General features: G+C 68.3%; 10 protein-coding genes and 1 pseudogene. All 11 read right to left on the bottom strand.

Features of this window, described 5'->3' with window-relative positions:
• Positions 1-265: 265 nt before the first annotated feature.
• A pseudogene (locus tag ACQPW1_RS23980) lies at positions 266-1,195 on the bottom strand (3-methyladenine DNA glycosylase).
• 118 nt (positions 1,196-1,313) lie between these two features.
• A complete protein-coding gene (locus tag ACQPW1_RS23985; RefSeq protein WP_433664949.1) occupies positions 1,314-2,378 on the bottom strand; it encodes a hemolysin family protein in 1,065 nt (354 codons plus the stop codon).
• Positions 2,371-3,777: a hemolysin family protein gene (locus ACQPW1_RS23990; RefSeq protein WP_433664950.1), complete on the bottom strand. Its 1,407-nt coding sequence runs from the start codon at positions 3,775-3,777 to the stop codon at positions 2,371-2,373. Before ACQPW1_RS23990 ends, ACQPW1_RS23985 begins: the two co-directional genes overlap by 8 nt.
• Positions 3,778-4,042: 265 nt before the next feature.
• Positions 4,043-5,482: a GuaB1 family IMP dehydrogenase-related protein gene (locus ACQPW1_RS23995; RefSeq protein WP_433664951.1), complete on the bottom strand. Its 1,440-nt coding sequence runs from the start codon at positions 5,480-5,482 to the stop codon at positions 4,043-4,045.
• Positions 5,483-6,072: 590 nt separating this feature from the next.
• A complete protein-coding gene (locus tag ACQPW1_RS24000; protein WP_433664952.1) occupies positions 6,073-6,918 on the bottom strand; it encodes a DMT family transporter in 846 nt (281 codons plus the stop codon).
• 5 nt (positions 6,919-6,923) lie between these two features.
• Entirely contained in the window at positions 6,924-8,561 is a 1,638-nt protein-coding gene (locus tag ACQPW1_RS24005; RefSeq protein WP_433665322.1) for a DEAD/DEAH box helicase, read from the bottom strand.
• 223 nt (positions 8,562-8,784) lie between these two features.
• Entirely contained in the window at positions 8,785-9,723 is a 939-nt protein-coding gene (locus tag ACQPW1_RS24010; protein ID WP_433664954.1) for a M48 family metalloprotease, read from the bottom strand.
• A gap of 40 nt (positions 9,724-9,763) precedes the next feature.
• The gene (locus ACQPW1_RS24015; protein ID WP_150401655.1) at positions 9,764-10,153 is read right to left on the bottom strand and encodes a BlaI/MecI/CopY family transcriptional regulator; all 390 of its coding nucleotides are present in this window, start codon (positions 10,151-10,153) and stop codon (positions 9,764-9,766) included.
• A 78-nt stretch (positions 10,154-10,231) separates the two neighbouring features.
• The gene (locus ACQPW1_RS24020; protein WP_433664955.1) at positions 10,232-11,089 is read right to left on the bottom strand and encodes an ABC transporter ATP-binding protein; all 858 of its coding nucleotides are present in this window, start codon (positions 11,087-11,089) and stop codon (positions 10,232-10,234) included.
• Complete coding sequence (locus ACQPW1_RS24025) at positions 11,086-12,177, bottom strand: FecCD family ABC transporter permease (RefSeq protein ID WP_433664956.1); 1,092 nt, start codon at positions 12,175-12,177, stop codon at positions 11,086-11,088. Before ACQPW1_RS24025 ends, ACQPW1_RS24020 begins: the two co-directional genes overlap by 4 nt.
• Positions 12,174-13,220, bottom strand: a complete 1,047-nt coding sequence (locus ACQPW1_RS24030) for a FecCD family ABC transporter permease (protein WP_433664957.1) — start codon at positions 13,218-13,220, stop codon at positions 12,174-12,176. The genes ACQPW1_RS24025 and ACQPW1_RS24030 overlap by 4 nt, the downstream gene beginning before the upstream one ends.
• Positions 13,221-13,302: the final 82 nt, after the last annotated feature.

Below are 13,302 nucleotides of genomic sequence, written 5' to 3' on the forward strand. Positions count from 1 at the left end.
TTCATCATTTTGTTGATCCGTCATCCCTCTGCTGACTGGGACAGCTGAGGGAACTGACTGAATGGTAGTAACTGCCGTTAACTTATGTGGGGGGTTTCGCGGAAGTTCGATGAAGTGGCTGGTCAGGAGAGTCGTCCGCCGCGTGCCGACTGGGCCGCGTCGACCGCATGGTGTGACCACAGCTGTGCCCGTTCGGGCGGGTGCCAGCGACGGGCCAGGGCGGCCTTCATATCCCGGAAAGCTCGGTCTGAGATCGCGAGGGTTCTCAGGCGGTGGGCAGTTGCGCTACGTCGTAGGCGAGGAGCTCCTCGCAGGCCACGAGCAGAATACTGCGTAACTCTGTCGACCGTTCGGCGAGTGCGGATTGGGACCGCGCGTATTCCGCACGCCCGGAAGGCGTTTCGATCCGGACCGGTTCGTACCCGTACTCAGACAGATCGTAGGGACTTGCGCGCATGTCGAGTTCCCGCGCGGCGCAGGCCAGTTCGAAGCAGTCGAGAATCAGCGCGGAAGGGATCAGCGGGACCAGCTTGAAACCCCACTTGTAGAGATCCATGTTCGCGTGCAGGCAGCCGGGTTGCTCCCGGCTGACCTGATCGCCGCGGGTCAGCGGCTCGATGTTGCGGCCGACCGCATCGGGCGTGAAGAAGCGAAACGCGTCGAAATGCGTGCAGCGCAGCGACATCGACTCGACGACCTCGTCGGTGCCCGCCCGGCCCAGACGCAGCGGCACCTGCTGATGCCTGACGTCGTCGGCGCGATAAACCATCGCCCATTCGTGCAACCCGAAACAGGACAGCTGCGCGGGCCGGGCCGCGGTGGCGCGCAACAGTTTCGCGACGAACTCGACGGTGTCGCGACGGCGCGCGAGGTACGCGGGGTCCGCGGTGAAAACGACATGCTCGTGTGGCGCAACAGAATCGGCGAACGCGGAGTGCCGGTGATACCCACGCGCACCGTCGTATTCGCGAGCACCAGCCATCCCGATACCGAACCCGGGATGTCAGCGCCGCAGCTGGGCGGGCTTGTGCCCGTAATAGGTGAACAGAAAGTCGATCACCGGGTGAGCCGAACCTGCCGCCCGCCGTTCGACATACGGCCCGACCAGCTCATCCACCCGAACCAGGTGTTCCGCCGCCTGCGTGCGCCACTGCTCCTCGGGCAGGACCGCCAACTCGGCCCACCACTCGCTCATGGGATCGCTCCGGACGGCTCGAACTCGGACGACCGCGTTGCACGCAGCCAGCAAATGCCCGAGCCTTGTTGTACCGCGCACTCTCCGCCGAGGCGCGCTATACCGTTGCCCCACCCACTCATTCGATAATCCGGTGCGTCCCGTCGCGGACCGTGCCGACGAACTCTTCCACCAGATCTTCCAGCGCCACAATGCCAGTGGTGTTGCCGCGAGTATCCACGACGCGACCCAGGTGACTGTTGGTGCGGCGCAGCCTGGCGAGCGCTTCGTAGAGCGGAGTGTGCATGCTCACCGTCGGCAACGGACGAATGTCGGTGCGCGGGATCGGAGTTCCCGGCCCTGCGCTCTCGTCGGCGACCTTGTCCAGCACGTCCTTGACGTGCAGATAGCCGACCAGTGAGCCGTCACTTGCCTGTACGGGGTAACGGGAGAACCCGGTTTCGGCGACGGCGGTTTCGATGTCGCCGAGGGTGGTTCCGTTGCCGCGCAACGGAACTGTCCGGGTTGTCTCCAGTGCGACCATCACATCGGCGACCACGCGGTCGCTGGTGCCCAGCGCCTGCGTGAGCCTGCGGTGTTCCTCCTCGTCGAGCAGGCCCTCCGAGCGCGACTCACCGATCATCTCGGCGAGTTCCACCGAGGAGACGGTCGCCTGCAACTCGTCCTTCGGCTCGATGCGCAGCAGTCGCAGCGTGAGATTCGCGGCCAGGTTGTAGCAGGCGATGAGCGGACGAGCCAGTCGCAACCACATGAGGTGCACCGGAACCAGCAGCAGCGCACTGCGTTCCGGCCCGGCCAGCGCGATGTTCTTCGGGATCATCTCGCCGAACAGGATGTGCAGGACCACCACGATGGCGAGCGCGATCGCGAAGGAAATCGGGTGCAGCAGCTGGTCTGGCATGCCGAGGAAATCGAACGGCCCCTCCAGCAGGTGGGCGACCGCCGGTTCGCCGACGCGGCCGAGCAGGATCGAGCAGATGGTGATGCCGAGCTGTGCGGCGGCGAGCATCATCGAGAGGTTCTCGCCCGCGCGAATCACGATGTCGGCGTTGCGCTTTCCCTGGGCGGCCAGCGCTTCGAGGCGGTCGCGGCGGGCCGAGATCAGGGCGAACTCGGCGGCGACGAAGAACGCGTTGCTCGCGAGCAGCACCACGGTGAGCAGGACAGCGAAGAGGTCACCCATGGCTGTGCTCCTGCTCCGGCTCGGCTTGCAGCTGTCGGAACGCGAGGTCGTCCGGGGCGACCGGAATCAGCCGAACCCGGTCGATCCGGCGCCCGTCCATGCGTTCCACCCGCGCGATCCAGCCGCCGGTGCTGGGCTGTTCGCCCGAAGACCATTGCTGTGAGCGCGGATTCGGCAGTACGACCTCGTCTCCGGCCACCGGGATGCGGCCGAGCCGGGTCAGCACGAGGCCGCCGAGCGTTTCGTATTCGCCTTCGGGAGCGTCGTATCCGGTGGCGCGGGAGACCTCGTCGATGCGCAGCAGGCCGGAGCAGTCCCAGCCGTCGGACACGCGGCGCACGTCGAGTTCTTCCTCGTCGTGCTCGTCACGGACGTCGCCGAGGATCTCCTCGATGATGTCCTCCATGGTGACGATGCCCGCGGTGCCGCCGTATTCGTCGACGACCAACGCGACCTGCATGCCGTCGGCCCGGATCCGTTCCAGCACCTCGTCGCCGTCCAGGCTGGCGGGCACGATCGGGACCGGGTGGGCCAGCATCTGCAGCGGGATGGTGCGGCGGACGTTCGTGGGATGGGTGAACGCCTGCTTGATGTGCACCACGCCGAGGGTGTTGTCGAGGTCGCCGTCGATCACCGGGAACCGGGAGTAACCGGTGCGGCGAGCGGCGTCGATCAGGTCGGCGATGGTGTCGAGCTTGTCGAGTGCCTCGATCTTCACCCGCGGGGTCATCAGTTCCTCAGCGCTGCGCTCGCCGAACTGCAGCGACCGATCGATCACCAGGGCGGTGCGCTGGTCGAGCGCGCCGCGCAGCGCGGACGTGCGCACCAGCGACCCGAGTTCCTGCGGCGAGCGCGCGGAACGCAACTCTTCGGCCGGTTCGACGCCGAGCCTGCGGACCACCCAGTTGGCGGTGTTGTTGAGGAAGTGGATCAGCCACTTGAAGATGACCGAGAAGGCGACCATCGGGGGAGCCGTGGTGCGCGCGGTGGCCAGCGGCTTGGCGATGGCGATGTTCTTCGGCACCAATTCGCCGTAGATCATCGATAGCGAGGTGGCCAGTACCAGGGCGAGCGCGAGTGAGATGCCATGTGCGGCCCCGTCGCTCAGCCCGATGCCGCTGAACAGCGGGTCCAGTAGCCGAGCGAGGACCGGCTCGGCGATGTAACCGGTGATCAGGGTGGTGATGGTGATGCCGAGCTGGGCGCCGGACAGCTGGAACGAGAGCGTCCGATGCGCTTGGCGGACCATTCTGGCGCGGACGTCACCGTCGCGCGCGTGCGCTTCGACGGTGCTGCGTTCCAGCGCGGTGAGGGAGAATTCGGCGGCTACGAAGAGGGCAGTGCCTGCCGTGAGAGCGATGAACCCCAGCAGGCTGAGGACCGTGAGTGTGACGGACATCGTCAGCACCCGCCGAACGGTACTGGGAACTGGCCGGTGGGGACTGGGGCTGGGGGAAGGAGGACGCCGGGTTTGTCACCCGGCTCGGTAGAGGAGCCCTCCTGTGCTGCGCCCTCGGACGCGGGTGACAACTGGATCCTTTCGCAAGCCGAAGATGTTGGGCCGGAGACCGGCAACCACTATGTTACCGGCCCACGCGTCGGGTCGCGTGGGCCGGTGGTCGTGCCGTCGCTGGCGTGTCGCGTTGTGATCGTCTGGTTACAGCTCACCAACCGCTGGGCAGCGGGCGACCTTCGGCGAAACCGGCGGCCGACTGCACACCGAGCACCGCCTTGTCGTGCAACTCGGCCAAGCTGCGGGCGCCCGCGTAGGTGCACGCGCTGCGCACGCCGGAGCAGATGTGGTCGATGAGGTCCTCGACGCCGGGGCGTTCGGGGTCGAGCCGCATCCGCGAGCTGGAGATGCCCTCCTCGAACAGGGCCTTGCGGGCCCGGTCGAAGGCGCTGTCGGTGGCGGTGCGGGCGGCGACGGCGCGCTTGGACGCCATGCCGAAGCTCTCCTTGTAGGCGTTGCCGTCGCGGTCGGTGCGCAGGTCACCGGGGGATTCGTAGGTGCCGGCGAACCAGGAGCCGATCATCACGTTGGACGCGCCCGCGGCCAGCGCGAGAGCGACGTCGCGCGGGTGCCGCACGCCACCGTCGGCCCAGATGTGCACGCCGAGTTCCTTGGCCGCGGCGGCGCATTCGGCGACCGCGGAGAACTGCGGGCGGCCGACGCCGGTCATCATGCGGGTGGTGCACATGGCGCCGGGGCCGACACCGACCTTGATGATGTCGGCGCCCGCGGCGGCCAGGTCGCGGGTGCCCTGCGCGGACACCACGTTGCCCGCTACCAGCGGCACGCCGAGTCCGAGATCGCGGACGGCACTGAGGGATTCGAGCATCTTGGCCTGGTGGCCGTGCGCGGTGTCCATGACGAGGACGTCGGCGCCCGCGTCGACCAGGGCCTTGGCCTTGGCGACCACGTCACCGTTGATGCCGACGGCCGCGGCGACCCGCAGCTGGTTCTGATTGTCGACGGCGGGCTGGTAGATGCCCGCGCGGACCGAGCCGGTGCGGGTCATCACGCCGGCCAGGGTGCCGTCCTCGGTGGTGAGCACCGCGAGCTGGGTGCGCTTGGCCTCGAGCAGCTCGAAGATGTCGCGCGGCGAGGTGCTGGCGGGGGCCTGGACGAAGTCGGTGATCGCGACGTCGCGCAGCCGGGCGAAGCGGTCGACGTCGGTGCACGAGGCCTCGGTGACGACACCGATCGGTCGTCCGCCGTCGTCGACCACGACCACGGCGCCGTGGGCGCGCTTGTGCATCAGGGCGACGGCCTCGGACACCGAGTGTTCCGGGCCGAGGATGACCGGGGTGTCGGCGGTGAGCGAGCGGCTCTTGACGAAAGCGATGGTGTCGGCGGCCGCGCTGATCGGCAGATCCTGCGGGAGCACCACGATGCCGCCACGGCGGGCGACCGTCTCGGCCATCCGACGACCCGCGACCGCGGTCATATTGGCCACGACGATGGGAATGGTGGTGCCGGACCCGTCGACGGTGGAAAGGTCGACGTCGAACCTCGAGGCGACATCCGTCCGATTAGGGACGAGGAAGAGGTCGTCGTAGGTCAGGTCATACGGCGGCTGATGGCCAGGGAGAAACTGCACTTAACCGATGATAACCAAGTCCGCCCGGTACCGCGCAATTCTCCAGCACCCGGCGGAGACAAACTTCACAGTCGGCAGCGGCCACGTTCGGCTGCGCGGATGACGTCGGCCGCCCCGCCGACAGACAACTGTCGCCGCCCGCGACGCCCCGGCGTGCCCGCAGCGAACCGGCCCACCCGCCGCGCACGAATTCGCCCGACGCGCTCAAAACTGCTGGCAATTTCGCACGCGGCACGCGAGGGCGTGCGCGGCAGGCGAGGACGTGCGCGGCAGCCTCGACCCTCGCGGTAAGTCGGCTGGTGCGGACGCGGCTCGCGGCTTACAGGTGCGCCGGGGATTGGCCGCGCGCACGAATCGGTCGGCCGCGCACGAATTCTCCTGCTGCGTGATCGTTTGCCGATCGTTTCGTGCGCGGCGGGCAGATTGGTGCGCGGCCAGCCGTTTCGGGCGCGGCAGCGGTGGGGCTGTCGTCGGGGCGTGAACGCTCGTTCGCTGCTGAGTGGGCTCGCTCTGTGCGCACAAGTTCGCGTGCCGCGTGCGAAATTGCCCGCAGTTTTGTGCGCGGCGGGTGGGAAGGTGCGCGGCGGGGGTCAGGTGGTGGCTTGGGCGCGGGAGAGGCGGATTGTGGTGGCGCACATGATGATTACCGCGAGGGCGGTGAGTGCCAGGCCGAAGGTGTTGGTGCGGAGGCGTTCGTCCAACACGGTGATGCCGATGAACGCTGCGGCGAGGGGTTCGGCGATGGTGACGGCGGGCAGCGAAGCGGCGAGTGGGCCTGCTTGGAATGCTCGCTGTTGCAGGTAGACACCGGTGATTCCGGCGGCGATCAGTGCCCAGGTTTGCCAGCTGCCGAGTACTTCGCTGATGCCGTGCTCGAAGAGCGAGGTGACGTAGGAGGTTAGGGCGGCGGCCAGCCCGTAGAGGGAACCGCTTGCCGCGCCGAGGAGTAGGGCTCGCCTTCCGGGGTCGGCGCTGCCGATGCCGATCACCGTTGCCGCACCGATGAGGGCGACCAGGATGATCAACGGGATCAGCCAATCACGCAGTGGCGCAGTGGTATTGCCCTCGGACGGGTTTCCTGCGAGCAGGAAAGAGACGAGTGCCGCAGTGAGTGCGAGTGCAGTCGCCCAGGTGCGTGCGCTGATACTGCGGTGGTTGAGTCTCGCCGCGAGTGGCAGCGCGAATACCAATGCGCTCACCAGGATTGGTTGCACCAGCAGCACCGCGCCCAACGCGAGTGCGGCGACCTGCATCGCGTATCCGCCGATATCGCCTACTATCCCGGCCCACCAGCGCGGGTTGCGCAGCAGTGCGCGGACGAGCGATGCACCCTCGGGGACCGCCGCGGCCGCGCGTTGCTGCGCGACCGCCGCCACTGCGAAGAACAGCGCCGCCAGCAGTGCGCAGGCAATTGCGCCCACTGGATGGTTGGACACAACCGTCAGTTTGCCCCACGATTGCGGGTCCCCGGCGCGCGCTCCGGGCGTACGGCGCGTCGCCGCGCATTCCCGGGCGTGTCGCCGCCTGCCGACCCGCCGGAGCGACCGGAGGTGGATCCGGTTGAGCGACCGGAGAATCCCGATGCACCGCCAGCGTTACGACTGGAGCCGGCCGACCCGCCCGAGCCGCGAGCGCCACCCGTGCCCGTCCCGGTCTTCGCCGCGCCCGACCCACCCGACCCGCGGGCACCGCCCGCACCGCGTCCGCCCTGAGCAGACCGACTCGACGAGCCGGCATCGCGCGAGGATCCCTTGATGGACCCGTCTTTGCGACGTTCACTCGCCGAAGCCTCGGCCCGCACCGGAGCGCCGCCGCCGCGAGTCTCCGTGGTACGCCGCCCGGATCCGCCGCGTCGCCGCCCGGTGCCTGCCTTCGAAGTCTCTTCCGCCACAGGCTGCTTGGGCGGCGCTGGCGCGGCGACCGGAATCCCGGAAGGTTGCCGCGCGCCGGTGATCTCGATCAGCCGACGATCACCCGGCCGCACCTCGATACCGACGATCTCGACGCCCGCCTTGCGCGTCATCGCCTCGACCTCGCGCCGCTCCTCGTCCATCACCAGCGTGACGACCACACCGTCCTCGCCGGCCCGAGCGGTGCGCCCGGCGCGATGCAGATACGCCTTGGACTCCGCGGGCGGATCCACATGCACCACAAGGGAAATGTTGTCGACGTGGATGCCGCGCGCCGCGACATCGGTGGTGACCAGCACCGGAATCGAACCGTCGGCGAAGGCCGCCAACGTACGCGTCCGGTTGTTCTGCGCCTTGCCGCCGTGCAGCGCGCCGGTCGCAATGCCCGCGCCGCGCAACTGCTTTGCCAGCCGATCCGCACCGTGCTTGGTGCGCACGAACATGATGGTGAGTCCTTCGCGCGCGGCGATCTCGGCGGCCACGGTTCGCTTCGCCATCTTGTCGCGCACATAGAGCAGGTGGTGCGTCATCGTCGCGACCGACGCGGACGCGGGCGCGGTGGAATGCGTGACGGGGGAGCGCAGGTAACGCTTGACGAGCTTGTCCACCTCCCCGTCCAACGTGGCCGAGAACAGCAGTCGCTGACCATCTTTCGGCGTCTGATCGAGCAACTTGGTCACCTGCGGCAGGAACCCCATGTCGGCCATGTGGTCTGCCTCGTCCAACGCGGTGATCTGCACATCGCCCAGCGCCGCCGACCCCTGCGCGATCAGATCGGCGAGTCGCCCCGGCGTGGCGATCAACACATCGACGCCCCGTGCGAGCCGCTCGGCCTGTCGCCGGATCGGCGCGCCGCCCACCACGGACGCAACCCGCAGACCGACCGCGAGCGCGGGCGTATCCAGCGCACGTTCGATCTGCGCGGCCAGCTCGCGAGTCGGCACGAGCACCAAACCACGGGGCCGCCCGGGCTTGGTCGCCCCGCTGGCCAGCCGAGCCAGCATCGGCAACCCGAACGCTAGGGTCTTACCGGACCCGGTCGGCCCGCGACCGAGCACATCCTTGCCCGCGAGAGCATCCGGCACCGCCGCGGCCTGGATCGGGAACGGTGCCTCGATGCCGTCGTTCCGCAGTGCTTGCACGAGCACGGCGGGCAGGCCCAGGTCCATGAAGGTCACGGGCGCAGCGGGGGCGGGGGTCGAGGGGGTCACGGGTGGTGTGTGCCTTTCGTAAGACGACGCGCTCGGGCTCGTGAAACGCGCTGTTCGGTGGATCGGGGCGGTGACCGGTTCGTGCACCGCGCGCCGCGACCCGGAATCAGGGTGCGGCGCGAAGAGGCTATGAGGCCGACCGGGTGGCAGGCCAAGTGTTCAGGATACGTCCTATGACTGTCTAGCCACGGAACAGTCGACCCAGCTCAACGAGCCAGGGCAGCGCGACGGCCATCGTCGGAACGACGAGAATGGCGGCCGAGCCGAGGTAGGCGGCGCTGGCGACCCGGACGTCACCGATTTGCCCCGTGAGGCGTTGAATGCGAATCAGGGTGGTCGGCCCGCCCGCGGCGAGCGCACCCTGTGGCGCGGTGGATTTCGAGCACGCGACGAGCGCGCGGGCCAACGGCTTAGGCCCGGTGACCTTTACGGCGGAATCGTCGGCGAGCAATTCGATCAGCAGTTTCACCGATCCGAGTGCGGCCTTGCTACGCACGAACCGTGGAAACGCCTCGTGCACAGCGGTAAACGCCTCGAGCACGAGGTCGTGCCTGGCGCGTAGGTGTGAGCGTTCATGGCTGACGATCGCGGTGATCTCGGCGTCGTCGAGGTTGGTCAGCGTGCCCTCGCTGATCACTACGCGCTGCCGTAAACCGGGTAGGCAGTAGGCGATCGGTTCGGTCGCGGCGAGCACCCGGATATCGGAGGCGCGACGCCGCGGACCGCTTTGATCGAGCAGGTCGACGAGCATCCGATGCCTGGCCCGTCGCCGCCGCGTGTGCACGCCGACTCGGACGATGGCGTAACACAACCGCGCACCGACCAGCAGCGTCAGCGCGAACACGAAGACATACGCCAACCACAGCGGTAGTCCGAGCGCGTCGATCTCGCGGGTGGGTTGCGTGGTCGGCCGACCGTCGGGACCGGGCACGAGCAGTTCGGCGGCGATGGCCAGACCGGACCCGAACGCGCTGAGCACAGCGGCGAGCGCGATGGCCTGCCAGAGCACGAGCGCGGCACGGGGCGTCCGGTATGTCCAGGTCGCCCGGCTGAGCAGGGCCGGGGCAGGCCCCGCGAGAAGCAATGCGAGTCCGGCGAATACCGGCGCGGTTGCGTTCATCGACTCAGCTCACTGCGTTGGGGGCAAGGTCGCGAGGAGTCTACTGCGGGGGCGGTGTGTCCTCGGTTGCTTCGAGCTTAGCGAGTGCCTCCCGCAGTGCGTCAGCCTCATCCTTGCCGACCTGTTCCACGAAGTGCACCAGCGCGGCGGCGCGACTGCCCGCGGCGTCGGCCTGTTGCAATGCGTCCACCATCAAACTGGCGACCAATTCATCCCGGGTGTGCACCGGCGCGTAGCGATGAGCACGGTCGTCTCGCTGCTGGACCACGAGGTTCTTCTTCGCGAGTCGTTGCAGCACCGTCATCACCGTGGTGTACGCGAGCTCGCGGCGTGCGGCCAATGCCTCGTGCACCTGCCGGACTGTCTGCGGTTCATCGGTCGACCACAACTGGTCCATGACCGCTTTCTCGAGTTCACCAAGTCCTGCCATCCCACGATTTTACGGACTCAACGACGCGCATGCGTACTACAGGGTGTCGTAACTATGGAATAGCTGGTGTGTCATTTGTCATAGCGGCGCGTTTTCGGGCATGACGGGCCCGCCTGCCTTGCCCAGAACGTGCCGCGTTCCGATGGGAACGACCATCGGTCGGCCGGAGACCGGATCCTCCAGAACCGAGGCGTCGAGGTCGAAAACCTCGCGCAGCAGGGCGATGTCGACGATGTCGGCGGGACGGCCCTGCGCGACGATCCGTCCGTCGCGCATGACGATCAGTTCGTCGCTATAGCGGATCGCCATATTCAGGTCGTGCAACACCATCACCACGGTGCGGCCGAGCTCGGCATGCAGCCGGTCGACCAGGTCGAGCACGTCCACCGCGTGCGCGAGATCGAGATAGGTGGTCGGCTCGTCGAGCAGCAGGATGTCGGTGCCCTGCGCCAATGCCATGGAGATCCAGGCGCGTTGGCGTTGCCCGCCGGAGAGTTCGTCGAGCGCGCGGTCGGCCAGGTCGGCGATACCGGTCTGCGCGAGCGCGGTCATCACCTTGTCCTCGTCGGCCGCCGACCACTGCCGGAACCACGCCTGATGCGGATGACGGCCGCGCGCAACGAGATCGGCGACGGTGAGTCCTTCCGGCGCGACCGGCGACTGCGGCAACATGCCGAGCACCCTGGCCACGTCCTTGGTCTTCATCGTCGAAATGGCCTTGCCGTCCAACAACACTCGCCCCTGCTGCGGGCGAAGTAGTCGGCCGAGCGAGCGCAACAGCGTGGACTTGCCGCAGCCGTTCGGGCCGATCACCGTGGTGATCACGCCGGGCGCGATGTCGAGGGTGAGCCCGTCGATGATCACCCGGTCGCCGTAGGCGAGCTTGACGTCGTCGGCGGCGAGCCGGGTCGGCTCCGCGTTGGTCGCAGCGGTCATGACAGCGTCGCCTTCCGGTTCATTCGCACGAGCAGGTAGAGCAGGAATGGTCCGCCGAACGCCGCGGTCACGATGCCGACCGGCAGATCGGCCGGAAATACCGTGCGCGACGCGACATCCGCGCCGACCACCAGGATGGCACCGATGAGCGCCGACCCGATGAGCGGTTCGCCGGGCGTCCGCAGCAGCCGCCGCGCGATCTGCGGCGCGGACAGTGCCACGAAACTCACCGGACCGACCGCCGCGGTCGCCACCGAGGCGCCGACCACCGCCGCGCCGATGAGGATCGCCTGCTGGGTCTGGATCCGCACGCCGAGCGAGCGGGTGGTGTCGGCGCCAAGTCGCAGCGCGGCCAGTGTGCGCGCCGAGCCGAGCGCGACCACAACCACGATGGCCAGCGCCAATGTGGCAGGCAGCAAACCGGATCGATCGGCGTTGTTCAGCGAACCGTTGAGCCACAACTGCGCTCGCTGCGCGTCCTGCAAGGTGGCGCGGGTGAGCAGCCAGCTGATGCCTGCCACCAGCACCGCGTTCATGCCGACGCCGATCAGGACCAGCCGCAAGCCGGTGACGCCGCGATCACCGGTCGGGCTGCGACCCCAGGCCAGCAGATAGATCGCCACGGCCGTGAGCAGTCCGCCCGCGAGCGCGGCCAGCGGCGCGCCGAAGGTCGCGAGCGCGCCGGTCGCACCGCCGCCGATGCCGACGACCACCGAGACCGCGCCGAAGCTGGCGCCCGCGGTGATGCCGAGCATGTCCGGCGCGGCCAGCGGGTTGTGCAGGATCGACTGGGTGATCGCCCCCGAAAGTCCGAGCGCCGCACCGACTACCAGCGCGGTCAGTGCCCGCGGCAGCCGGGAGTCGAGCACGATGAATCGTTGCGATCTGGTGCCGCCACCGGTCAGCACGTCGATCACTCGACCGAGCGGGATGTTCGATTCGCCGGTGGCGATGTCCAGGCAGAAGAACAGCAGTAGCGCTGCGGCGAGCGCGATGATGATGGCCACCATCACCGGACGCAACACCACCGAGACGGGCCCGACGCGCAGTGCGGGCCGAGCGCTCTCGGTCTTGAGCGACAAGCTCACAGACTCACCAACTTCCGGCGCCGCACGAACGCGATGAAGAACGGCGCGCCGACCACGGCCAGCATCACACCGACCTGTAACTCGCTCGGCTTGGCCACCACGCGTCCGACGATGTCGGCGACGAGCAGCAGCAACGCGCCGATCAGGCCGGAATACGGGACGAGCCAGCGATAGTCCGGCCCGGTGATCGCGCGCGCCAGATGCGGCGCCACCAGCCCGAGGAACGCGATCGGCCCGACCGCCGCGGTCGCCGCGCCGGACAGCAGCACGATCGCGGCCAGCCCCAGCGCGCGGCTGCGGCCGATGTTCACCCCGAGCCCGCGCGCGACATCGTCGCCGAGACTCAGGAGGTTCAACCCGGGCGACGCGATCAGCGCGAGCAGCACCCCGAACGCCAGAAATGGCAATACCTGCCATAACACTGCGGCATCGCGCCCGGCGACGGTGCCGACGACCCAGAACCGGTAGGTGTCCAGCGCCGCGGGATCCAGCAGCACAATGGCATTCGTCATCGCCTGCAAGAATGCGGTGACTGCCGCGCCGGCCAGCACCAGGCTCAACGGACTCGCCTTGCCGCCGCCGATGGCCGACGCGCCGAACACCACCAGGCCCGCGATCAGCGCACCGGCGAAGGCGAACCAGATGTACTGCTCGGGCGTGGTGAACGCGAACAGGTAGATGCTCAACGCCGCGAGGAATGCCGCACCGGCGTTCAACCCGAGCAGGCCCGCGTCCGCGAGCGGGTTGCGGGTGTAGCCCTGGATCAGCGAGCCCGCCATGCCGAGCGCGATCCCGGTGGCCAGCCCGAGTGCCGTGCGAGGTAACCGAAGTCCACGTACGATCTCCTCGGCGGTGGATCCGGCCGGGCAGTTGAACGGCCCGCCCGGACAGGTGAGCGCGGTGTGCACCGCGTCGTACACCGTGCCCGGCGACAGCGACCTGGTACCGATCGCGATGCTGGCGAGCACGGCGAGCACAAGCAGAACGGTCAGGACGAGAAGGCCGAGAAGTCGACGCCGCCGTACGTTGCCGAGCGTGGTCACGGTGACGAACTACTCCTGAGATTCGTTGTAGCAGAGTACCGGTTGGTCTGGTAAGCCTAACCTATCTTGCGGTACGCACCGC

The organism is Nocardia sp. CA-128927 (assembly GCF_050955855.1).
Lineage (GTDB): Bacteria > Actinomycetota > Actinomycetes > Mycobacteriales > Mycobacteriaceae > Nocardia.

Excerpts from the sequence above, each read along its gene's own strand:
- ACQPW1_RS23985 (WP_433664949.1), bottom strand. The coding sequence starts at position 2,378 with ATGGGTGACCTCTTCGCTGTCCTGCTCACCGTGGTGCTGCTCGCGAGC.
- ACQPW1_RS23990 (WP_433664950.1), bottom strand. The coding sequence starts at position 3,777 with ATGTCCGTCACACTCACGGTCCTCAGCCTGCTGGGGTTCATCGCTCTC.
- ACQPW1_RS24005 (WP_433665322.1), bottom strand. The coding sequence starts at position 8,561 with ATGGACCTGGGCCTGCCCGCCGTGCTCGTGCAAGCACTGCGGAACGAC.
- ACQPW1_RS24010 (WP_433664954.1), bottom strand. The coding sequence starts at position 9,723 with ATGAACGCAACCGCGCCGGTATTCGCCGGACTCGCATTGCTTCTCGCG.
- ACQPW1_RS24015 (WP_150401655.1), bottom strand. The coding sequence starts at position 10,153 with ATGGCAGGACTTGGTGAACTCGAGAAAGCGGTCATGGACCAGTTGTGG.
- ACQPW1_RS24020 (WP_433664955.1), bottom strand. The coding sequence starts at position 11,089 with ATGACCGCTGCGACCAACGCGGAGCCGACCCGGCTCGCCGCCGACGAC.